This is a genomic window from Orbaceae bacterium lpD01 (genome assembly GCA_036251705.1).
Taxonomy (GTDB): Bacteria; Pseudomonadota; Gammaproteobacteria; order Enterobacterales; family Orbaceae; genus Utexia; species Utexia brackfieldae.
Map to the genome: position 1 here is coordinate 1,544,257 of CP133959.1, position 23,122 is coordinate 1,567,378.

Here is a 23,122-nt window from a genome sequence, read left to right on the forward strand (position 1 = left end):
ATTATAAAACAATTGATAATGATGATAATCTAGGTAAAAAGACATGGGCTTGTGAAATTTATTCATCAATAATCGTGATTTGAAATGTTTATATTTATTAAGTTATTCCATCGTTTTTTGCCAAAAATCCACCGCGTTATCAATCCAACCTTCAGCTGCAGTACCTGTTCCCAATCCAAAACCATGCTCAACTTTTGGATAGCGATGAAATTCAGTTTTTACATTTTGTTGCAGTAATCGTTGAATTCGACTAGCCATAACATTTGGTGAAGCAATATTGTCACTCTCTCCAATCGCTGCAAAAGTTGGTGTTTCATTGTTACTAATATCAGAGTGTCCCGTATAGAGCATAATAACGGCCTGAGGTTTTGGTATATTAGAATCATACACACCAAAACGCTGTACGCCATAAGAACCAATATAAGCTGCCATTCTTGCGCTAGCAGAAGCACCCCATACCGAATAATGATTCATATCTATTTTTAATTTTTGTTGATGATTAAATAGATAGCCAATTGCATGAGCTAAATCTTCAGTAGCCCGTTGGCTACTGACACCGCCGCGATATTTAACGACAACGGCGTTATATCCTTTTTCGACAATTTTTTGCGCTAATGGAAAAGCTTCATGTAACGATCCGACATACTGAAAACCACCCCCTGCTACAATTACCGCAGTTGGCATGTTAGGTTGACCTCGTAACAGAAACAGTCCGGTATAAGGTACATCACCACCATAATAATCATAAAAAACCGGCTCGTTACTGAGAATCATGGTGTTTAGTGGCTTCAATATATCATCGATATTAAAATAATGATGATATGGCATTAATTCACTGATACGTGATAAAGGCAATGTGCGATCATATTTCATACCATCCCATGGTAATATTTTATCGGCAAACAGACGTAGCTTTGGGTGTTCAAGCAGATCACCGAGCGTACTTTGTGCTGTTAAGTGTACGACTTTGTTTGCTGTACTGGAATTGGATTTGCTTGGCATTGCTTGCAACCATGTTTGAATGTTGAGTTTTGCTTGTTGTAACGTTTTACCTTGCATAACAAAAAGATTGCCTTCTCTTTCATTACCGCCTTTGATGGATAAACCTTGATACACCATTGCACCTGATGCTAACTTTTCTATTTCATCAAATCCAGAACCTACGCCATAACCAGCATTGGTGTTGAGCGGCATAATAATTTTGCCATTCAAATTATGAGTTGAGAGAAACGTTTTTATCGGTGGTGGCAATCGCATAGCCCAAGTAGGAAAGACAATAAAAATTTGCTGATAAGGATCAAGATTAAGTGAATGATCTAACGGAGGAAGTACCTCATTGTTAAGCTCATTCGAGACTTGGCTACGCATAAGCTGATAATCTTTTGGGTAAGGTTGCCGAGTTTTAATCTCAACTAAATCCCCACCTACAGTTTGAGCAATAAATTTAGCTAATACTTTATTGTTGTGTGTTCGTGATAAATAAATGACAAGCGGCTTACTGCTATTTTGAGCATGAATCTTAACGTTAATTCCGCTCAATAACAGTAACACTATTGCACCTTTTAAAAATTGACGTCGAGAGCGTGATAGTTGATTCATTACTCACCTTCCACTTCTATTGTCGAACGGCATCCAAATCGAGTAATACACGCTCTGGTTCTTGTTCAATAGGCAAATTATTTGGATCATTGATGCCATCAAAATTATTCTGTTTTTTGTCAGATAATGTACTTGCAAATAAGGCTTCAAAATCCTGTGTCCGTTTACCTTTGGTCGAAAATAGCGAGATGGTGCGATTCATCGTATTAACGGTTTGCAAACTTAAAACCAATGTTTCTGCTATTTGTTGACGCGATACGCCACCATCTTTTGCAGTAAAAGTATAACAGTGCTTATCACTGTTTTGGGTCAGAACTAAAGCTAACTCATCACGTTGATTATTATCAAACCAACTTGGGCGGACAATGGTATAAGTCATACCGCTGGCGCGAACTAGCCGTTCAGCACGGCGTTTCCAGTGGCTATTTTCTCGATCTGCGGTGGAATAAATTGACGTCATTAATGCAATCCGTTTTAAGTCGCCTTTCAAAGCATTTAAAACATTACGTACACCATTGTAATCAACTGATTCCGCCATATTGCTATCGTAACTACCTTGGGTAAATATTACCGCATCCATGGCATCTAAAGTGAGATAATTGGTTAAATCACCCTCAATAACGTGCACCCTGTCATCAAAGTTTGCGCGGTGCGCATCGCGAACTAAGGCGTAAACGTCATATTTTTGTGTTAATGCTTCTTCTACCGCAAAACGGCCAATACTACCGGTTGCACCAACAATTAAAACACGGTTAATGTTATTCATATTAAACTCCCGTTAAAAGCAATGACTATTTATTAATCACTGCCCACACTTTACGCATATTTTCAGCTTGTTCTGAATCAACGATAACAGTGAGTTGCTTAAAACTGTTTTCCGTCAAACCCAGATTTTTTAATACGGTTAAATGAGAACGTAACTGAGCATTAACACTCTCCCCTAACCCCACCAAACTACTCACAGTGGCAAGTTCTCGCTCAACATCCCCCAAATTATCCCGACTAAACTGATAACCAAATAGCTGTGCTTTTATGGCGTAATCAATCGCTGGCGCAAAATCAAAAATTGCTGATTGCGTTGGACGCTGAGTTAATGCAGCCAATTTTTGTGTCCCAAGCTGGTAATAATCTATTTTGCCAAGGTCAGTCGCGAGTTTACCTTGTGGATCGTTAATGCCCTGTTTAGCGCGTTCTTCAACTACAGATTTTAATGTTATCAAACCGTTAAGTGTTTTTGGCGCACCAATATAGGAAAATTGATGTGAGATTGCCTCTTTCAACTCATTAACGGTTAAGCCATTTTTAAGTCCTTGCTCAATCGCCGCTTTTGCTTCATTCAGATCACCTTGTGTGACTGCAAGGGCAAGAGGAACAATCGCTAATTGTTTAGCCGTTAATTGATCGCCTTGGATTTTGTCTATTTTTACTGGACTTTCCATTTTTTCAGGCTGGACTTTCTCCATCCACGTCACTTGACTCCCTTGCGCGGGGCTAATGGCAATATGGCTCATCGCGGTATACTCGCCTGCGCCATGCCAATGTTTCAGATTCGGTTCAATCCAAACAACATCACCTTGAGTGATGATTTGTATCGGTTTACCCCATTCCTGAAAACGTCCGGTACCCCCGGTGATAATCAAATATTGTCCTTGGCTATGAGAGTGCCAATCAGTAAAACCATTGGGTTCAAAATGAACAATCGCCGGGGAGACATCACCATTACTTGGCATGGTTGGGAAACAAGTAAAAGCGGCCTCGCCACTAAAATGATTAGTATCTGCTGGTTGTAAGGTTAACGTATCTTTTGAAGTAAATTGGGTATTCATGGTATCTGCTATTGCTAAATGAGTGAATAATGCAAAAGAAAGGACAATAAAAATCTTGCTGATTTGAATCATTGTTCTTCTCTCTCATCAAATGCCCTCTAATTTCTTTTTAGAAGGCATTGATTTCTGATTATGATTTATTGGTTTAAGTTTTTGCCATAAAAAGCCGTTAACTTATCGGTAATTTGTTGTACATAAGGCTGTTTCCAATAGGTCTCTATATGGCTAGCATTCGGTACTAGAAACAACGCTTTATTGTCGGTACCTGTTGCATTAGCAAACACTTCTTGCGTCATATAGAGCGAATCGGCTTTTTCACCCGCAACCATCAGTAATGGTTGATTAATCAAATCCACATTTGTGTTAACATCGAATGCCATTAAATCCTGAAAGCTATCGATGGTATTATTAGTTTGTGAATTGGGATGAGCATGTGTTTGCGCATAATACTCATAGCCTTGGCGATACATCTCAAACGGTAATGCTGCCACTTGTTCTGGCGTCATATTTTGACCAAATGAAGGCGAATATTGAATCTCACCACCTGCTGATTCTAAAGCACGAACTTTAGCAATATCGACTAAACGTTGTTGAATAGTCTCTTTTTGGCTACGCATAAAACCGTTACGGCGTGCATCACCAGTGTTAAACATACTGACCGTTGCGATAGAGATAAATCGTTTGTCAGTTTGTGCCGCTTTAATGGAATAACCACCGCCACCACAAATGCCAAGTAATCCTAATCGCTTGGCATCAACACCGGGATATTGTGAGATAAAATCAGCGGCCGCACGAATATCTTCAATACGATTTTGCGGTTTATCGGTATAGCGTGGTGATCCACCACTTCCACCTTGGTAAGCCGCATCAAAAGCAATAGTAATATAGCCTTTTTCAGCTAAATTTTGCGCATACAAACCAGCAACTTGTTCTTTGACACCACCATTGGGATGTGCCACCACAATAGCTGGATAGCTTTTTGTCGGATCGTAATTGGCGGGAGTATACACATTCGCAACCACTTCAATACCAGTCTGTTTTTGTGTATATTTTACGGGGTGAATATTGACTTTACCTTTCTCATTTTGAGTAATGGCATTATCGTAAGTTAACGTAAATGGGTTATTTTTGTAATCTGTGGCCATAGCATTGCCTCCTAATATTGCAGCTAATATCGTTGCTAATACTGTTGTCTTGATAAGTTTCATTGTTTACTTCCTATCTTGATGTGATTTACCATACTGTATGCTAATATTATTGTGCTGATAAGATAGGATAATCACAATGACTTAGTGAATTAAATTCAATAATAGGAACGACTATGAATGATAACAAACAGTTCAATGATCTCTACGCATTTGTACAGGTGGCTAAATTAGGCAGTTTTACGCAGGCGGCATCGGTGTTAAATGTGCAACCATCGGCCCTAAGTCACCGGATGAATGATTTAGAAAAACGTTTAAATATTAAACTATTAAATCGCACCACTCGCTCAGTCTCAACCACCGAAGCTGGTCAACAGCTTCTTGAACGTACCCTGCCAATGTTTATTTCAATTCAAGAAGAACTAGGCGCACTGTCTGATTATACCGATAAAATGAGTGGTAAAATTCGAATAAATTGTCCAGAACGTCCCGCATTTGAAATCATTTACCCAAAAGTTAGGAAATTTTTAGTGGATAATCCTGCGGTAAAATTAGAGATATTCATCAATAATCTTTATATTGATATCATTGCCGAACGTTTTGATTTTGGCGTGCGTTCGGGTAAAGATGTTGCTCAGGACATGGTCACCGTGCGAATCTCAGATGAAAATGCAATGACACTAGTGGTCTCGCCACATTATATTAATCAATTTGGTCTACCCCATAAATTACAAGATCTTACTTTACACCGCTGCATAGTCATCTCATTGAATCCTGAATATCGCCTAAATGAATGGGAATTTATGCAACAAAAGCAAATTTATAAAATAGATGTACCGGAAAGTATTATTTTTAACTCAATGGATTTAGTCAAAAAAGCAGCTATCGATGGCTTAGGTATAACTTGGCTACCTTATACGTCGGTGCACAGTGAAATCCAATCAGGTCAGTTAGTCACACTTTTCCCTAAACTTCAAATAACGTATCCGCCGATGTATCTTTATTACGCCAAAAATAGACATAAAACACCAGCAATGACTACATTGATTGAATCATTGCGCTGGCAGGAAAGTCAATAACGGAGTTCTTACACTGCAGTAATATCATTCACATTATTAGTGAATTTAATTCATCACAGTATGAATAAACTGCCTATTTATTGCATTAATGATTATAGCTAGAATAGCGCCATGACCTCAATCATCTAAGCGCTTTGAATAAACGTGATGCTTATGCAGATTAACGATGCAATATTCTCATTTATCAAGACGCTTATCAAGATTGCTAACTTATTTAAAATCTCTGAATATAATGATGAATACATTAACAAAAACAAATAAGCCGATCGCTAATTGGCTACTGATGCTCATTCTTGGCGTTTTAATGGCCATGACCTCACTATCCGTCGATATTTACTTACCAGCCATGCCGCAAATGCAGCATGAGTTAGTGGGCAATATAGCGTTAACCATTACTGGATTTCTGATTGGTTTCTCTTTAGCGCAATTAGTTTGGGGACCGATCAGTGATCAAATCGGTCGACGTAAACCCCTCTTTATTGGCATGATCTTGTTTGTTATTGGCTCTGTCGGTTGCGCCCTTTCACAAAACCTTGGGCAAATCGTCTTTTGGCGTGTTATTCAAGCTTTTGGTGCTTGTACCGGTCCGATGATTGCCAGAGCGATTGTTCGCGATCTGTATGCACAAACCAAAGCTGCTCAAGCTTTATCGACATTGACCATTGTGATGGCAATAGCGCCGATTGCTGGACCATTAATTGGCGGCCAACTAATTAAATTCAGTACTTGGCACGCTATTTTTTGGTTATTAACAGTGATTGGTAGTCTCATTTTTATTTCCATCTTTTTGTTACCGGAAACTCATATTCCAGAAAAACGGACACATCTCGACATTAGAACCGTTTTTTCAACTTACTATTCGCTATTAAGTCATTGGCAATTTATGCGCTATACCTTATGTGTCGCCCTTTTCTATGTGGCAGCTTATGCGTTTATTGTCGATTCACCATTTGTGTATATCTCATATTATGGTATTGGTGAACAATATTATGGTTGGCTATTTGCCATCAATATTGTTGGTGTTGTAGGACTAAGTTTACTCAATCGTTATCTGGTCACTCGTTATTCTCTTGATTTATTATTACTTTTAACCACCTTGATTGCTATGAGTGCATTACTGATTTTAGTTCTCTTGTTTTATTGGCAAATCGGCGGCGTTTACAGCATCATCATAATGATTTTTATATTTTTTTCGATGAACGGTATGATTGCCGCATGTGCAACTGCAGCAGCGCTAGATCAAGTGCCAGAAATAGCCGGTTCAGCCTCTGCGCTTATTGGTTCTTTACAGTATGGTAGTGGTATTATTTCGTCTTTACTGCTAGCTTGGTTATCCAGTGATTCACCATGGACGATGATTATTATCATGACGATATTTATTATATTAAGTGCTTCGATGATGTTGTTACCTTTTAATAAAACGATATCATTGAGTTAACTTATTCCAAATATCATTTTTAGGCAAATATAAGCTGTAACAGTCAACAAAAATTGGAGACGTTCTTAGGCAGTTTTTAGTAAATTGTATTCAAATTCTGCTGGTGGAATAAATCCCAGTTTATAATGTCTTCTTTTTTGATTATAAATCGTACGCTGTCAAATATTGTTGAAAAATACACCTATGTAAATAATTATTTTAAACCATATAAAAAATAAAAAAGGAAGTCCTAATGCCTGATACCCAAAGAATGATTTCAGATATTATTTTATTTATATGTGAAGCAAAAACGAAGAAAGAAAGGCTATTTCTTTATGATGAATTTTCACCGTTGATAAAAAACTATAAATTCGTTTTTGCATCGGAGGACGGTGGTATTCCTGGATATGCATTCAACAAAACATTTACTGCTGGAGGCGCAATTCGCAGTATTTTTAAGACAAAAAATATTTGGGTTTTAGATCCAGAGACACGAGAAGAAATGAAAACAGGTAGTTCAAGTTATAAAGCTGACTACTCTATTGCATTCGATACCCAAGCCTTAAGCTATCTTGTTCCTTATCTTTCAAATAAAAAAGGTGCCTCTATACCACTAGATTTTAAAGAAGTTTTCGAGTTTATTGCTTACAATGAAGTTAATATTGATCCGTTACCTTATTACTATGAAAATCAAAAAAACTTAGAAGACGGAATCAAAGTAGATAAAATCTACGATAATTTAAAAGCATACGCAGTCCTAAAAACACTAGATATAGACTGGCTAAAAAACCGAGGGGAAATACGCTCTACGTTACAAGAAGCAGAATTATTAAAGGACGCACAAGAGCAAATGTCTTGGCTCTACATGAACTTAAACACTAGAGCCAAAGATGATCTTAGTTTATTACATCTACAACTATATTGTTTGCTTTTAAAAATGTCTCTTTTACAGCTTAAGTACCCATCATCAGAAGCATCAATATATGATAAAAAAATGATGGAGTTTATGGATTTTTGCCATTTAGAACTAGCATTTATTCCTCAAAGAGAAACAGTAATTGCACACACCTATTTTAAACAAGGCCAAAAACTTCGATTTTTTAAAAAAATTCAAAAAAATAAGTCAAACTTGAAATCTATATTAAATAATATGGCTTGGGATTTATTTCATATTCGACTTCTTGAAAAGCGATTAATGATAAAACCAATTGATAGTGAACGTTATTTTTTTTCAGCACTATTAACTTTCGATAAAGATTTAATTGAAATAATGGATTTATGCCCCGCCACATCGTGTGTTTTTAATATTAATGACAATATTCTTCTTCCATTTTTTAAACCGACGTTACAACAACTAGTACAAGCCGAAGAAGATAGTAATTTCTCAATAAACAACTATTTCAATCATGAAGCAATACTGTCAAGGGAAACGAGAATGGGGAACACTATTAACAACATTAATAATATAGTTGAGCAACTCGAATTGGAGATTATATCTGTTAGTGGAAAATAATAATTAAACCACATGTTAGGACTCGTTTACATCAGCTAACTAACCTATAAAAGCTATGCGTCACAAGAGAAAAAGATAAACATCTTGTATTTTAATCTATATTTGTTATCATTTTACAGCGTTGTTTATTTAGTACATTTTTTAGTACATGTATTTTTACAACGCAATAAATATACATTATTTACAGCAGGTTATCATTAAAATTTGAGTCTTGTTTACCGCTCCAATTTTACTATAAAACTTATATTTTCAATAATATTCAATAAGTTATCCAATGAATTTGAGTCTATAAAGGTCACTCAATATTTCACTTTATTCTTGCTTAACATACTGTTTTAATTTATTTTATTTATCTTTATTCTTTACTTTTTCTGTTACAGCCTTGTTTATTTAGTACATCGATTGTTTTGATTTTGCTGGAATTTACTAAATTTTCATTACCACTATTAGTAATAGGAAGTGGAAAAAATATCTAGAGATACTTTTAGAATTTCTGACAGGGTTACTAGAGGTGTTTGCAGATGGGTATACTAAAAACAGTATTCGACTGTAATAGGTAAAGACAAAAATGAATACTATCAAATTTAAATTCGCGTTAAAAGTTAATTTGACAGTACGGCTAAAACCTTTATAGTTTTAGCTGAGTTCCGATTTGAAAAACAGGACACTATAACATATCTAAAATTTACAACTACAAAATACTATTTAAATTAATTAGATAATCCTTTTATTTTCAGCCATCCAGCCAAATACTTTGCAACTTCACCATTGTTTAAATCTTGCATCATAAAGTGAGTATTGCCTTTAATACCGACTTCAGGCAGATGGACTACTTGCACATCACCGCCATGTTTGTTGACAACCTCTGCCCACTTTTTTGCTAACGCTAAGCGAATCCGCCATTGATCTTCGCCTTGAATTTTAGACGGTTTATCAGCAATATTGTCACCAAAATAGATAATAATTGGCATTTTAGTCAGTTTATCAAAATCGGCTTTTTTCACACTATCAGGCGTGATATTACCATAAGCACTTTCAACAATGGGGGGGACTTCGCCCTCAGGAAATGGAAAGTTACCTGGTTCAATAGCAACAATGCCTTTCACTTTTTCGGGTGTTTTTATCCCCGTCAACCAACCTGGGCTACCACCTTGAGAATGGGTAATTAGTATCCCATTGCCAATGCGATCAAATAGTGCTTCTAGGCTGTCAGAGATGACACCTGCATCAAACATGTTATTTGACGGAAAAACTGGTCTAAACTCGCTTCATCTTGAGGAAAGGCAACACCTTTGAAAAAATTCGGGTATTCCCCCATCCGGAATTGTGCAAACCAAAATTGATCGTCAGGTATCGCAGGAATTGAATCGTCAATCGTTGAACGACCAGACCAACCACGACGAGGTTGATCAACTAAATAGACAGCATAATTTTTACGTAAAAAGGGTTATTCCAACTTTCACGTCCATCTGGCGTTGTCTGCCAAGTACGCATCGACTGCCCTGCGCCATGTAAAAAAACTAACGGTAACGACTTAGCATTGCTCGGAATTTGATAGGAAACGGTGGTATGATCGCCGTGCAAGGTTTGCCCACCATTAGTCATATTGGCTTTATACACATCCATAAAATCATTGCTAGTTTTACTTTGCGTAATTTCAGGACGTGAATTGTAGTTGCCTTCACTGGTTTTAACTACTCCACCAATAGCGAAGCTACCTTGTTGCTCAATCGTTAATGGATTTTGAGGTGCAGCATAAGCGGTAGAAATCGCTAAACTCAGTGCAGTGAACATCGCGAGTTTTTTCACTATATTATCCTTGGTTATATATCATTTATGGTATTGATATAACGGTTTAATTTAAGGTTAAAACATTAGACGTCTAATTTTCGACCCGTCAGCCATTTCACCATTTCTGGATCGCGGTGACTAAAGAATTGGCTAGTCGCCGTATCTAATGTTTCGATCTGTTTCATGTCAGATTGAGAAAGTTCGAAGTCAAAAATAGCTTGATTTTCAACCATTCGCGCCTTATTAACTGATTTAGCCAGACTTGCAACGCCACGTTGTGCAAGCCAACGCAATATTACTTGTCCTACGGACTTACCATATTGAGCGCCAATTTGACTTAAAATAGGATGTGTAAACAGTCCATTTTTGCCTTCTGCAAAAGGTGCCCATGCTTGTGGTATAATATGCTCTTTTCGCACGTAAGGCACAGCATCAAGCTGTTGTTGAAAAGGGTTAACTTCGATTTGATTAACCGCTGGTGGAATCTGATTAAATGCCATTAAATCCGCCAAACGATCCGGCTGAAAATTGCTGACGCCAATCGATCGAATTTTACCAGCTAAGTGTAACTCCTGCATTGCTCGCCACGCGCCGTGAATGTCACCATAAGGCTGATGGATTAAATAGAGATCAACATAATCCAATTGTAAACGATTTAATGAACGTTCAAATTGCGCTTTTGCACCTTCATAGTTAGTATCTTGTAGCCATAATTTCGTGGTGATGAATAATTCTCGACGATCAACACCGTGTGTTTGAATGGCGTTACCTACTTGGGTTTCATTTTGGTAACTCGCTGCGGTATCAATCAAACGATACCCTGAATCTATTGCGTCATGGACCGCTTTTTCGCACTCTGTTGAATCTGTCATTTGAAAAACGCCAAAGCCTAAAATAGGCATTTCAACACCGTTATTTAATGTTATTGTTTTATTCATGATTAACTTCCTCTTGTTTATTAGATGCAGCTATTATAAAACAATTGATAATGATGATAATCTAGGTAAAAAGACATGGGCTTGTGAAATTTATTCATCAATAATCGTGATTTGAAATGTTTATATTTATTAAGTTATTTCATCGTTTTTTGCCAAAAATCCACCGCGTTATCAATCCAACCTTCAGCTGCAGTATCTGTTCCCAATCTAAAACCATGTTCAACATTTTGATATCGATGAAATTCAGTTTTTACATTTTGTTGCTGTAATCGTTGAATTCGACGAGCCATAACATTTGGTGAAGCAATATTGTCACTCTCTCCAATCGCTGCAAAAGTTGGTGTTTCATTGTTACTAATATCAGAGTACCCCGTATAGAGCATAATAACGGCCTGAGGTTTTGGTATATTAGAATCATACACACCAAAACGCTGTACGCCATAAGAACAAATATAAGCTGCCATTCTTGTGCTAGCAGAAGCACCCCATATCGAATAATGATTCATATCGAGTTTTAATTTTTGTTGATGATTAAATAGATAACCAATCGCATGAGCTAAATCTTCAGTAGCCGGTTGGTCACTGACACCACCGCGATATTTAACGACAACGGAGTTATATCCTTTTTCGATAATTTTTTGCGCTAATGGAAAAGCTTCATGTAAAGATCCGACATACTGAAAACCACCCCCTGCTACAATTACAGCGGTTGGCATATTAGTTTGACCTCGTAAAAAAACAGCCCCGTGTGAGGAACATTACCACCATAATAATCATAAAAAACAGGTTCGTTACTGAGAATCATGGTGTTTAGTGGCTTCAACATATCATCGATATTAAAATTATGATGATATGGCATTAATTCACTGATACGTGATAAAGGCAATGTGCGATCATATTTCATACCATCCCATGGTAATATTTTATCGGCAAACAAACGTAGCTTTGGGTGTTCAAGCAGATCTCCGAGCGTACTTTTTGCTGTTAAGAGAACGACTGTGTTTGCTGTATAGGAATTAGATTTGCTTGGCATTGCTTGTAACCATGTTTGAATGTTGAGTTTTACTTGTTGTAACGTTTTACCTTGCATAACAAAAAGATTGCCTTCTCTTTCATTACTGCCTTTGATGGATAAACCTTGATACATCGTTGCACCTGATGCTAACTTTTCTATTTCATCAAATCCAGAACCTACGCCATAACCAGCATTGGTGTTGAGTGGCATAATAATTTTGCCATTTAAATTATGAGTTGAGAGAAACGTTTTTATCGGTGGAGGCAATCGCATAGCCCAAGTAGGAAAGACAATAAAAATTTGCTGGTAATCTTTTGGGTAAGGTTGCTGAGTTTTAATCTCGACTAAATCTCCACCTACAGTTTGAGCAATAAATTCAACTAATACTTTATTGTTGTGTGTTTGTGATAAATAAATAACAAGAGGCTTACTGCTATTTTGAGCATGAATCTGAACGTTGATTCCGCTCAGTAACAGTGTCACTATTACACTTTTTAAAAATTGACATAGAGAGTGTGATTGTTGATTCATTACTCACCTTCCACTTCTATTGTCGAACGGCATCCAAATCGAATAATACACGATCTGGTTCTTGTTCAATAGGCAAATTATTTGGATCATTTATGCCATCAAAATTATTCTGTTTTTTGTCAGATAATGTACTTAAAAATAAGGCATCAAAATCCTGTGTCCGTTTGCCTTTGGTCGAAAATAGCGAGACGGTGCGATTCATCGCATTAGCGGTTTGCAAACTTCTAACCAAGGTTTCAGCAATTTGTTGACGGGATATGCCACCATCTTGCGAAGTAAAGATATCAAGTTAATTTACATTTTGAAAAAGTCATGACTTATGGACAATTTATTGAACTTACATATACAACTAAGAGAACCGTTCGCTCTACACTTTCCTCTCTCTAGCTCAGAGTTATACTTACCACTATATCACTATTAAAATAGGTATCTAGTAAGAAGTGGTACATTAATAGGTACATTCTTGCTGTAGTGTGTTTTTTAACTCATGAGATTTCATAGGGTTAGCGCTAAATACTAGAGAACGCTTTCCGCTCCAATTTTACTTTTAAAGTGATATTTTCTTTAATATTCAATACGCTAGATCGTAAATTTGAATCTGGGAAATTTCTTCACGCTTTTCTTTATATTTTTATTCATTTTATTTCTATTTCTGTCTATTTTTCCTATTACAGCCCTCTCTATTTAGTACATTCTGAATATGGGTAGTACATCGATTGTTTGGACGTGAATACCTTTGTGCCCTTGCTTCTTCCCCTGTGTGTGACTATAGTGGTGTTTTGTTGGGTGTGCTGAGTGCGTTGGTAAATATTGATTGCATTGAAGAATTTAGAGGTGAGTTTTGCTAAACCTGCCTATAAGCCTTATTCGATGACAGATGGTCAGGGTTTGTCGTTGTATGCGGCTTGTAATGGTAGGAAGAGTTGGCATTTTCGGTTTTCTTGGCAAGGCAGACAATGCCGGATTTCGTTAGGGGTGTTTCCCTCGGTAAGTCTGAGTGAGGCGAGAATTTTGTGTCAACAGGCTCATGCGTTGCTTGGTAAAGGGATTGGTCCGCGCGCTTTTCGACGGCAATTGCGCTTCTCTGCTTCGGGTTGTCTGCTTTTTCGTGCGTTTGCACGGTCTTGGTTGGCGTTTAAGTTGCAGCGGTTAGATATGGTGGCTTCTCGTGAGTTTAAGCATGGGGGTGTGGCACGACGGTTATTCAGATCGAGCGAGCCTTTGAGCAGGATATTTTGCCGTTGTTGGATGACAAGCCGATGGTGAATATTACGCGGGCGGATGATGCAGGAATGGGCTGATTTGCTTGAACAGTGGGGAAAAGAAGGACGATTTAATTTGGATTACTCATAGTATTTGGGTCTTGTTAGATGAATTATACGGCAAAATATAATCGATTTCCAAGCTTTGATAATTTAGATGTAAAAAATCTATGAATTAATGTGTTAAATCATTCCTTTTAATAAGAAATAATAGTTTGGATGATTATTAAGCATAACCAAAAATCATGTAACGTAATGAAGTATTAGCAGTTAGTCTGCAGGAGAAGTTCTATCTTTCCAGTAATTAAATAGCTAAGGTATTCATTTTTAATATTCTGCTTTAAATAAATTACCCAATAAAATTTTTATATTATCTAGAATATTAGCTATATAAATTAATAAAAAATTTAAGTATTAACTATATCCTCTATTAAAGAAATATTTATTAGTTATTTAGTTAATATCACAGAAAATAGAAGCAATTATCAATATACTATGTCAAATGAAAATCGTTTTATTTTATCCTTATGATAAGTAATTATGCGATTTTATGATTATTAAATGGTTCACATCTTTAATAAGAAATACTGCGAATATTATGTTTAAAAAACGTCGTTATAAAATTGAAGCCGAAAAATAAAAAAAAGACTAAAATGATTTGAAGAAAATACTATTTTAAAAAATTTGATAAATATAAAGAGGAGCTCTTAAAAAGCAATAAAATTATATGACTCGTTTTGGTAGTGAATTTATTTTCTACTTAGATAAAGTAACTATTTATTAAAGAACAAAAAGTAGTTAACTTATCTCTAAACCAATACATGTAACAACATAGGGTGAATTTTAGGGAAAAATATAAAAATTTAGGCGGTAAATCAGGTGTCGCAGCATTTGAGATTGGTTCTGATTATATCAAAGTAAGATTTACCTCTGGAAGTGTGTACACGTATTCAAATCAGTCAGCTGGAACTGCACACATTGCTAGAATGAAACAATTAGCTCAATCAGGTCATGGATTAAATAGTTATATTCAAACTCATGTTAGGAATAATTACGTACGATAAATGAAATTACTTCACACCTCAGATTGGCACTTAGGTCGATCATTATATAACCGCAAACGCTATGATGAGTTTGCGGCTTTTCTCGATTGGCTTGTTGAAACAATTATTCAACAAGAGATTGATGTATTACTTATTGCTGGGGATATTTTTGATACTAGCACACCAAGTAATAGAGCTCAGTCACTTTATTATCGTTTTTTAAATAAAGCCTCAAAAACTTGTTGTCGCCATATCGTTATTACTGGCGGTAATCATGATTCGCCCTCTTTTTTAAATGCACCTAAAGTTTTATTAGAGGCTTTGAATATTTATGTGGTGGGTGCTATAACCGATAATTTAGAAGATGAAGTGATTACGTTAATTGATACAAATAGCAATCCAGAGGCGATTATTTGTGCCGTTCCTTATCTTCGCGATAAGGATGTTCGTACTGTTGAGGCTGGCGAATCAGGAGCCGATAAAAATCTGAAATTAATTTCTGGGATTCATGATCATTATCAGAAAGTTAGCATTATTGCGCAGAAAAAACAAAAAGAAATAGGTAAAGATGTACCAATTATTGCTATGGGTCACTTATTTGCCACTGGTGGAAAAACAACCGATAATGATGGCGTAAGAGAACTCTATGTTGGGTCATTAGCTCAAGTCGGTGAAGATGCCTTTCCTGAGAGCTTTGATTATGTTGCTCTCGGACATCTACATATTCCTCAACGAGTTGGAAAATCAGACCGAATTCGTTATTCTGGTTCACCGATTGCAATGGGGTACGGTGAAGCAAATCAGACTAAGCAGGTTATTAACATTACTTTTCAGGGAAAAGTATCTCAAATCCAAGAAATCACAATCCCTTGTTTTCAATCCTTAGCTCGGATTTCAGGAAATTTTGAAGATATTCTCACTAAAATAGCTGAATTAAAACTCAATAATAGCAATGCTTGGCTCGAGATTGATTATACCGGTACTGAAATAGCGCCTAATTTACAAGAGGCGCTTAATGAAGCAATTTCAAGTTCCCAATTAGAGATATTGAGAGTAAGGAATCGTCGTCAGGTAGAACGGATATTACGACAGGCAACTGAAGATGAGCAATTGGAACAACTAAATGAATCTGAAGTCTTTGAACGTTGCTTAGATGCCAATGATATTCCTGAGGCAGAGAGAGAAGAATTACAATTTATCTATAATGAAATTATTCGAACTATGCAGGAAGATGATATTCGTGCTGAATAAAAAGGATCCGTTGTGAAAATACTTGAATTACGTTTTAAAAATTTAAATTCGTTATATGGCGAATGGCATATTGATTTTACTCGCCCAGAATATTTAACTGACGGTATTTTTGCAATTACGGGTCCTACAGGTGCCGGGAAGTCGACAATTTTAGATGCAATTTGTTTAGCTTTATATGGTGAAACACCTCGATTAGGAAAAATTACAGCTAAAAATAATGAGATCATCTCACGTAGAACAGCAGAATGTTATGCAGAAGTCACGTTTATCTCTTCATCTGGTACATATCGTTGTCATTGGAGCCAAAGCCGAGCTAGAAAGAAAATTGATGGCGCTTTGCAGGATGCTAAACATGAAATTTCAAATGGATTAAATGGCGAGGTTTTAGAATCCAAAAAAACGGATGTTAAATTAGCCATTGAAGATAAGACTGGTATGAACTTTGAGCGCTTTACACGCTCAATTTTACTTGCTCAAGGAAGCTTTGCTGCTTTTTTACAGGCCTCATCAGATGAACGATCCCCTATTCTTGAGCAAATTACAGGAACTGAAATTTATAGTGATATCTCTAAAAAAGTTCATGAAAGACAAAAAATTGAAAAAGAAAAACTAGATATCTTATCAGCTGAATTGGGTGGAATAGCAGTTTTAGATGAAGTTCAGGAAAATAGTCTAAAGCAACAGCACACTGACAAATCAGTGCAGATAGAGCTGTTAACTCAGCAACAAAAGACAATACAAGAGAGTCTACGTCAACATAACAATTTAAAAATATTATCATCTGAATTAGATACTTTAAAAATATCACAAAAACTCATTTTAGATGAAATCGAACAGTTCTTGCCCTATCAACAAAAACTAAATCTAGCACTGAAAGCAGCTGAATTAGAGGGTGAGTTCGCGACCCTAAGAACATTACGTTGTGAGCAAAAAACAGAGCAAGAACAGTTATTAGCGCTTGAAAACAGATTACCAGCCATTATCAATAGCCTTAAAGATGAAGAGTCTCAATTAAAGGCGAGAAAAACGTCTCTGGTTGAGATTAAAGAGAAACAAAAACAAGCTATTCCGATAATCAATAAAGTTAGAGCGCTTGATTTACAGCAAACAGAAAAACAAAACCAACTTAAGGTAGTTCAGGATGAGTCAAATAACCTTATTACTAAGATAGAAAAAAATCGCATTGATTATCAATCCTCTTTAAAAAAACAAACTGAAATAGCTGAAAAAAACCAACAAGTACAAAATTATTTAAAGATTCATTCTCAGGATGAACAATTAATCGAGAAACTTGCCAGTATTCAGGAACAGTTAAACAGCTTTCAACAAAGCCTTTATGATCTTTCACAAAATCAATTAGCTATTGAGCAAAGAACAAAAATCCTAATTGGATATTCCAATGAGTCTAAAAATGGTAATGAACAACTTACGCAGGTCAAAAAGACATATAAGGAGTACCAACAGACCTTTGAACAAAAGAAAAATGTATTATCAGAAATATTAGGTGGTCGTTTATTAAGAGAATATCGTAGTGATAAAGAGTCTTTACTAAAAGAAAAACTTTTCAGGTTAAAAATAAGTAGCTTAGAAGAAGAGCGTCAAAAACTAACAGATGGTGCACCTTGCCCATTATGTGGTGCACTCGAACATCCCTTTGCTGTTGGTAATATCCCTGAAATAGATGAAGTAGAGAAGCAAATACAAGTATTAACTACACTCATTAAACAAGCTGAAGATATTGAAATTGAAATTCAGCAAGCTCAGGAAAAAATACAACTGATTAGTGTACAAAAAGATAAAATAGAAAATAGTCTTGAAGTTCTGGCAACTAAAATCACTAGTGTAGAACAAAACTTAAAAGAGTTAGAGTCTCAACATCAAGGAGTGAGCTCACGTAATACCCAATTAAAAAATACAATACTGAATCAACTGAATATATTTGGTATTTCTGAACTACCGACAAATAATGATACGACGGAGCTTATGATACAGCTAACTACTCGCCGTGATAACTGGTCAAAATATCAGGAAGAAAGCAATTTATATCATGATCAAAGCAAACAAATTGAAGCTGGACGACAACAACTCGATAGTATTAAACATTTGCTTGATAGTCAATTGAGTGAAAAACAAGTTCAGTTGGCTTCACTTAAACAACAACAAGAGCAGTATAAACAACAGCGAGCATCGCTCTATGGTGAAAAATCACCAGATGAAGAAGAAGAAAAATTAGGAAAAATGGTGAGTGATGCTGAACAGCAATTACAAAATATTCAAAAACGTTATGATGAAATAAAAGAACAAGATACTCAGGCTAAAACAAAAATACAGACCTTATCTGCAAATATTACACAAAGATCTGAGGCATTGCAAAACAAGGAAAACAGTTTTATTTCTCACTTAGCCAAAAAATCTTTTACCAGTGAAGCTGATTTTTTAACCTGTCGACTTTCTGAACAAGAGCGTGAAACATTAGCTAATCAGTCTACATCACTTGCAAGTAGGAAAACTGAAATAATAACGAATATCAATGACCGAGAAAAACGTTACGCAGAAACCTTACAACAAGTCTCACTGATACAAAATGATTATGAAACGTTGGAACAGGAAGATAAAACACTTATTGTAAAACTGAGTGAATATACTGAATCATTGGGTGCAATTAAACAACAACTTTTAGATAATGAACACATCAAGAACAAATTAAAAGATAAACAAGCGTTAATTGATAAGCAGAAAAATGAATATCATAAGTGGCTAAAATTACATAGGTTAATTGGTTCTGCTGATGGTAAAAAATACCGTAATTTTGCCCAAAGTTTAACATTTGAAGTTATGGTCTCTCATGCTAATCAACAACTCGTAAAAATGACTGATCGCTATTTATTAATTCCATCAAAAGAACAAACTCTTGAACTGAGTGTGATTGATAACTATCAAGCAGGTGAAATTCGATCAACAAAAAATCTCTCTGGTGGTGAAAGCTTTATTGTTAGTTTAGCGTTAGCCCTTGGATTATCAAAAATGTCCAGCCAAAAAGTTCGAGTTGATTCGCTTTTCCTCGATGAGGGGTTTGGTACTTTAGATGAGGACGCCTTAGAAATGGCATTATCAGCTTTAGCAGGATTACAACAAGAAGGCAAATTAATTGGGGTTATTTCCCATGTATCGACCTTAAAAGAGCGAATTAATACCCAAATAAACGTCAGTCCTCTTAATAACGGTAAAAGTCAATTAAATGGGGTTGGGTGTCGTCAGATAAATTGAATAAACTCCTATAATGGTAGCTGTATGTGAATTTGTCATTAGGTTGTTTCTAGAGTATTACATTACAACATTATAATTAAACTATTTAATCTGCTAAGGAGTTTTAAGTTGGAAATTTCATCCGTAACACTTAAAGGTTTTAGAAATTTTAAAGATGCTCATATCAATTTCAATGCTAAAACACTGATTATTGGCGCAAATGATGTTGGCAAAAGTAATATGTTGTATTCTCTTAGGATGTTATTAGATAAAACGCTCTCTGAGGCCGAGATTGAGCCTAATGAGCTCGATTTCCATTTGGAAAATGGTAAATCGTGTGACGAATTTGAAATCATTATCCACTTTAAAGAAATAAATGAAGATGCAGTACTTTCAGTTTTAAAAGGAAGTGTTAGTGATTCAGGGGAAGCCTTCATTAAATACTCCGCGAAAAAATTAGATCTTAGCTACAAACTTTTCATTGGAGATTCTTTAGGGTCATTACAAGAAATAAACTCCCGCTATTATCTTAAGTTTGTTAATTTAAAATATATTCAATCGCAACGAGATTTAGAGAGATTTATCCGTAAAGAAAAAAGGCAACTTTTAAAAATAGCGCAACAATCGTTAAACTCAGACGAAAGAGAAAAAGATGACGATTTGTTAGGAAAGATAAGTTCAGATTTACAAGTAATTAATAATAAAATATCACAGCTTTTATATGTTGAAAGAGCTACAAAGGATGTTAATGATGAGCTAAAAAAACTGGCGTATCATTACTCAGAATATTCCGTTCAACTTGATACTGGCGCAATTGGAATAAATGATTTTATTGATAATCTACAACTCGGAGCTAATACCAATGGTTCTAATGTCATGCTTGGCGGAGATGGACGGAACAATCAGATATTATTAGCATTATGGAAAGCAAAGAGTATTAAGGAGCATGATATTGATAATGAAGTTATTTTTTATGTTATTGAAGAACCTGAAGCACACTTACATCCTCATCAACAAAGAAAATTAGCTGATTATTTAATATCTGAACTTCCAGGTCAGACGATCATATCTTCCCATTCAGCACAAATTGCAGTAAATTTTAAACCTGATTCAGTAATCAGATTACTTAATAAAACAAGCGAAACTATAGCAGCAAGCGGAGGATGTGCAAAAGGTATTGCTGATGGCTGGGAAGAAATGAGCTATCGAATGAGTATTTTGCCTGCTGAATCATTTTTTTCCAACGGTGTATTTTTAGTTGAAGGACCATCCGAGATTTTATTCTATCATTATTTAGCAAAAAGCTTAGATATCGACCTTGACTATTTTAATATTTCTATAATTTCAGTTGATGGTATTTCATTTAAAATATATGTGGCCATTCTTAATGCTCTAGAAATCCCATGGGTTATGAGAACTGACAATGATATATCCAAGATAAAAAATAAAGATGAGTGGCAATATGCAGGTATCAATCGATGCTTAGATATTGCTGGTTTGAAAAAGGTTGAACATAGTGTTCAAAAAATAGAATCTACAGATACAATCACTAATGGTCTCTGGGAATCCGTATCTGATCAAATAAATAGCTCTGGGATATTTTTATCAAAAATCGATTTAGAAACTGATTTACTAGAAGAATTAAGCGCTCCAATATTAATAGCTTTAGATCAGAAGGATAATCAGAGTGCAATCGATTATTTACAAAAGAAAAAAGCATTAAGGATGCGTATACTTCTTCAAAAGATAACACAAGCAGACCTTAAAAAACTTACTTCAGGCGATCTAGTCAAACCGTTAAACCATCTTGTAAAAACAATTAAAGGTGAATGAAATGAGCTCTTTCTCACCAACACCTCAGCAAACATTAGCAATTGACTATACCGGTAGCATGGTAATTACAGCATGTCCTGGAAGCGGTAAAACAACAGTTATAAAAGAAAAAATTAGAAACATCACTTCCAACCTTCCTGAGCACAAAGGAGTCATTGCAATTACATTCACACGGAAAGCAAGTTCTGAATTAGAAAGTAGATGTAAAGCAGAAGCTCACGATACAAAACATAGTTTTTTTGGCACAATTGATAGTTTTTGTTTAAATGAAATAATTATTCCCTTCCTGTCAAGAGTATGGGGAGGTATACCAACAAAATGCAAAGTATTAAAGAAACTAGCCCCTCCATACGTTAACTTCATAGAAAAAAAATTTATTGGCACGCCCTCAATCATTAACATCAATGAAGATTCTGGATATAAAAGATTGTATAATGAGGGAATATTATGGATGGGTTCATTTGCTGCTTTAGCATTAAAAGTGCTTAATGATTCACCATCGGCTAGACGATATATCAAATCGAGATATAGTCATATATTTATTGATGAATACCAAGATTCATCCTTAGCACAGCATCAACTGTTTTTAAAAATAAATGAACTTGGTTTATGTTCTATTGCTGTAGGTGATGTTTGCCAATCAATTTATGAATTTAGAGGTGGGGACTCGAAACTTCTTTTAGAATTGGTTAATAATATTGAATCATTCAAACATTTTGCAATAGATATTAATCATAGGTGTCATCCATCAATTGTTAATTATGCTTCAAGATTACTGGACCCAAACTACCATTTGCAATCGACTAATGAAATAAGAGTCTATCGAATGAGAATGAATGGAAACTATCAAGATATTGCAACCGAGATTTCAAAATGGATTTCAGAATGCTTACTTAATAAAGTTGATGGATTAGAAAAAGCTGCACAAATTGCAATATTAGCAAAAAAAGAAAACTCATTAACTTTGTTATGCTCTGGATTAGATATAAATTTTAGACTTTATGTTGATACACCTCTAGACGAAAGTGATACTGATTGCTCTGATTTATATAAAGATCTTTTAGCATATAAGCATGGAACTATAAGCACTGCTCAAGAATTGATTAACATGCTTTATGATGGAATGATCACAAATAACAATATGCAATTATTACTTAGGAAAAAAGTGAAAATAATTAGAGAAAATTTACCTAATGAAGATTTACTCGACAAATTTCACGAAATCGCAAACATTTTGGGCATAGAATTTACGGAAAAAGAGGATAATGCTTTAATCGAAATAATATCTAACGATATTTTAATTAAGCAATTTATGCCATTAGATGATAGTGAAGTACAGGTAATGACACTTCATAAATCTAAAGGGCTTGAATTCAAGATAGTATTTCATCTAGATTTGGAGGAATGGTCTTTTCCATACAGAGAGTTTATTCAAAATAGTTTTACCCCCGAATACCCAGCGCTTCAACAGGATCTAAACCTTCATTATGTGGGGATAACAAGAGCTGAAAATTACTGTATTCTCATTAGTGCTAAGCTTAGGCAAAACTCAAGTGGAAAATTTAAAACATCTGAAGAATCTTATTTTTTAAAACTACCACAGTTAGATGGTTTATATAAGTAACATCAAATC

Annotated in this window: 17 protein-coding genes; 7 read left to right on the plus strand and 10 right to left on the minus strand. The window is 35.5% G+C overall.

What is annotated here, in order from left to right:
* Nucleotides 1-102: 102 nt before the first annotated feature.
* The 4 genes from RHO15_06960 to RHO15_06975 all read right to left on the minus strand — a co-directional run bounded on the left by RHO15_06960 (nucleotide 103) and on the right by RHO15_06975 (nucleotide 4,633).
* A complete protein-coding gene (locus tag RHO15_06960) occupies nucleotides 103-1,599 on the minus strand; it encodes a flavodoxin (protein ID WVD63217.1) in 1,497 nt (498 codons plus the stop codon).
* 16 nt (nucleotides 1,600-1,615) lie between these two features.
* Nucleotides 1,616-2,365, minus strand: coding sequence for an SDR family oxidoreductase (locus tag RHO15_06965; GenBank protein WVD63218.1), 750 nt, complete (start codon nucleotides 2,363-2,365; stop codon nucleotides 1,616-1,618).
* A gap of 25 nt (nucleotides 2,366-2,390) precedes the next feature.
* Nucleotides 2,391-3,425, minus strand: a complete 1,035-nt coding sequence (locus RHO15_06970; GenBank protein ID WVD63219.1) for a carboxymuconolactone decarboxylase family protein — start codon at nucleotides 3,423-3,425, stop codon at nucleotides 2,391-2,393.
* 137 nt (nucleotides 3,426-3,562) lie between these two features.
* Nucleotides 3,563-4,633 (minus strand): alpha/beta hydrolase, encoded by a 1,071-nt coding sequence (locus RHO15_06975; GenBank protein ID WVD63220.1) that lies wholly within the window; start codon nucleotides 4,631-4,633, stop codon nucleotides 3,563-3,565.
* 113 nt (nucleotides 4,634-4,746) lie between these two features.
* Here RHO15_06975 and RHO15_06980 point away from each other — a divergent pair, with 113 nt between their 5' ends.
* The 3 genes from RHO15_06980 (at nucleotide 4,747) to RHO15_06990 (ending at nucleotide 8,579) form a co-directional block, all read left to right on the plus strand.
* Complete coding sequence (locus tag RHO15_06980) at nucleotides 4,747-5,649, plus strand: LysR family transcriptional regulator (GenBank protein ID WVD63221.1); 903 nt, start codon at nucleotides 4,747-4,749, stop codon at nucleotides 5,647-5,649.
* A 235-nt stretch (nucleotides 5,650-5,884) separates the two neighbouring features.
* Nucleotides 5,885-7,087: a multidrug effflux MFS transporter gene (locus RHO15_06985; GenBank protein ID WVD63222.1), complete on the plus strand. Its 1,203-nt coding sequence runs from the start codon at nucleotides 5,885-5,887 to the stop codon at nucleotides 7,085-7,087.
* A 232-nt stretch (nucleotides 7,088-7,319) separates the two neighbouring features.
* Entirely contained in the window at nucleotides 7,320-8,579 is a 1,260-nt protein-coding gene (locus RHO15_06990; protein ID WVD63223.1) for a hypothetical protein, read from the plus strand.
* Between the two features lie 710 nt (nucleotides 8,580-9,289).
* Here RHO15_06990 and RHO15_06995 read toward each other — a convergent pair.
* The 6 genes from RHO15_06995 to RHO15_07020 form a co-directional block, all read right to left on the minus strand.
* Nucleotides 9,290-9,814 (minus strand): hypothetical protein, encoded by a 525-nt coding sequence (locus RHO15_06995; protein WVD63224.1) that lies wholly within the window; start codon nucleotides 9,812-9,814, stop codon nucleotides 9,290-9,292.
* Between the two features lie 178 nt (nucleotides 9,815-9,992).
* Entirely contained in the window at nucleotides 9,993-10,388 is a 396-nt protein-coding gene (locus RHO15_07000) for a hypothetical protein (protein WVD63225.1), read from the minus strand.
* 65 nt (nucleotides 10,389-10,453) lie between these two features.
* On the minus strand, nucleotides 10,454-11,308 hold the full coding sequence (locus tag RHO15_07005; protein WVD63226.1) for an aldo/keto reductase: 855 nt from the start codon (nucleotides 11,306-11,308) through the stop codon (nucleotides 10,454-10,456).
* A gap of 134 nt (nucleotides 11,309-11,442) precedes the next feature.
* Complete coding sequence (locus RHO15_07010; protein WVD63227.1) at nucleotides 11,443-12,024, minus strand: prolyl oligopeptidase family serine peptidase; 582 nt, start codon at nucleotides 12,022-12,024, stop codon at nucleotides 11,443-11,445.
* Complete coding sequence (locus RHO15_07015; protein ID WVD63228.1) at nucleotides 12,009-12,854, minus strand: flavodoxin; 846 nt, start codon at nucleotides 12,852-12,854, stop codon at nucleotides 12,009-12,011. Before RHO15_07015 ends, RHO15_07010 begins: the two co-directional genes overlap by 16 nt.
* Before the next feature lie 16 nt (nucleotides 12,855-12,870).
* Complete coding sequence (locus RHO15_07020) at nucleotides 12,871-13,074, minus strand: hypothetical protein (protein WVD63229.1); 204 nt, start codon at nucleotides 13,072-13,074, stop codon at nucleotides 12,871-12,873.
* Nucleotides 13,075-15,180: 2,106 nt separating this feature from the next.
* On the opposite strand from RHO15_07020, the gene RHO15_07025 reads away from it, so the two are divergent.
* The 4 genes from RHO15_07025 to RHO15_07040 all read left to right on the plus strand — a co-directional run bounded on the left by RHO15_07025 (nucleotide 15,181) and on the right by RHO15_07040 (nucleotide 23,113).
* Nucleotides 15,181-16,410, plus strand: a complete 1,230-nt coding sequence (locus RHO15_07025) for an exonuclease SbcCD subunit D C-terminal domain-containing protein (GenBank protein WVD63230.1) — start codon at nucleotides 15,181-15,183, stop codon at nucleotides 16,408-16,410.
* A gap of 12 nt (nucleotides 16,411-16,422) precedes the next feature.
* The gene (locus RHO15_07030) at nucleotides 16,423-19,677 is read left to right on the plus strand and encodes an AAA family ATPase (GenBank protein WVD63231.1); all 3,255 of its coding nucleotides are present in this window, start codon (nucleotides 16,423-16,425) and stop codon (nucleotides 19,675-19,677) included.
* Nucleotides 19,678-19,785: 108 nt separating this feature from the next.
* A complete protein-coding gene (locus RHO15_07035; GenBank protein WVD63232.1) occupies nucleotides 19,786-21,489 on the plus strand; it encodes an AAA family ATPase in 1,704 nt (567 codons plus the stop codon).
* A gap of 1 nt (nucleotide 21,490) precedes the next feature.
* Nucleotides 21,491-23,113 (plus strand): ATP-dependent helicase, encoded by a 1,623-nt coding sequence (locus tag RHO15_07040; GenBank protein ID WVD63233.1) that lies wholly within the window; start codon nucleotides 21,491-21,493, stop codon nucleotides 23,111-23,113.
* Nucleotides 23,114-23,122: the final 9 nt, after the last annotated feature.

Excerpts from the sequence above, each read along its gene's own strand:
- RHO15_06970 (WVD63219.1), bottom strand. The coding sequence starts at position 3,425 with ATGAATACCCAATTTACTTCAAAAGATACGTTAACCTTACAACCAGCA.
- RHO15_07010 (WVD63227.1), bottom strand. The coding sequence starts at position 12,024 with ATGCCAACCGCTGTAATTGTAGCAGGGGGTGGTTTTCAGTATGTCGGA.
- RHO15_06975 (WVD63220.1), bottom strand. The coding sequence starts at position 4,633 with ATGAAACTTATCAAGACAACAGTATTAGCAACGATATTAGCTGCAATA.
- RHO15_07005 (WVD63226.1), bottom strand. The coding sequence starts at position 11,308 with ATGAATAAAACAATAACATTAAATAACGGTGTTGAAATGCCTATTTTA.
- RHO15_07040 (WVD63233.1), top strand. The coding sequence starts at position 21,491 with ATGAGCTCTTTCTCACCAACACCTCAGCAAACATTAGCAATTGACTAT.
- RHO15_06985 (WVD63222.1), top strand. The coding sequence starts at position 5,885 with ATGAATACATTAACAAAAACAAATAAGCCGATCGCTAATTGGCTACTG.
- RHO15_06965 (WVD63218.1), bottom strand. The coding sequence starts at position 2,365 with ATGAATAACATTAACCGTGTTTTAATTGTTGGTGCAACCGGTAGTATT.
- RHO15_06980 (WVD63221.1), top strand. The coding sequence starts at position 4,747 with ATGAATGATAACAAACAGTTCAATGATCTCTACGCATTTGTACAGGTG.
- RHO15_06990 (WVD63223.1), top strand. The coding sequence starts at position 7,320 with ATGCCTGATACCCAAAGAATGATTTCAGATATTATTTTATTTATATGT.
- RHO15_06960 (WVD63217.1), bottom strand. The coding sequence starts at position 1,599 with ATGAATCAACTATCACGCTCTCGACGTCAATTTTTAAAAGGTGCAATA.
- RHO15_06995 (WVD63224.1), bottom strand. The coding sequence starts at position 9,814 with ATGTTTGATGCAGGTGTCATCTCTGACAGCCTAGAAGCACTATTTGAT.
- RHO15_07025 (WVD63230.1), top strand. The coding sequence starts at position 15,181 with ATGAAATTACTTCACACCTCAGATTGGCACTTAGGTCGATCATTATAT.
- RHO15_07015 (WVD63228.1), bottom strand. The coding sequence starts at position 12,854 with ATGAATCAACAATCACACTCTCTATGTCAATTTTTAAAAAGTGTAATA.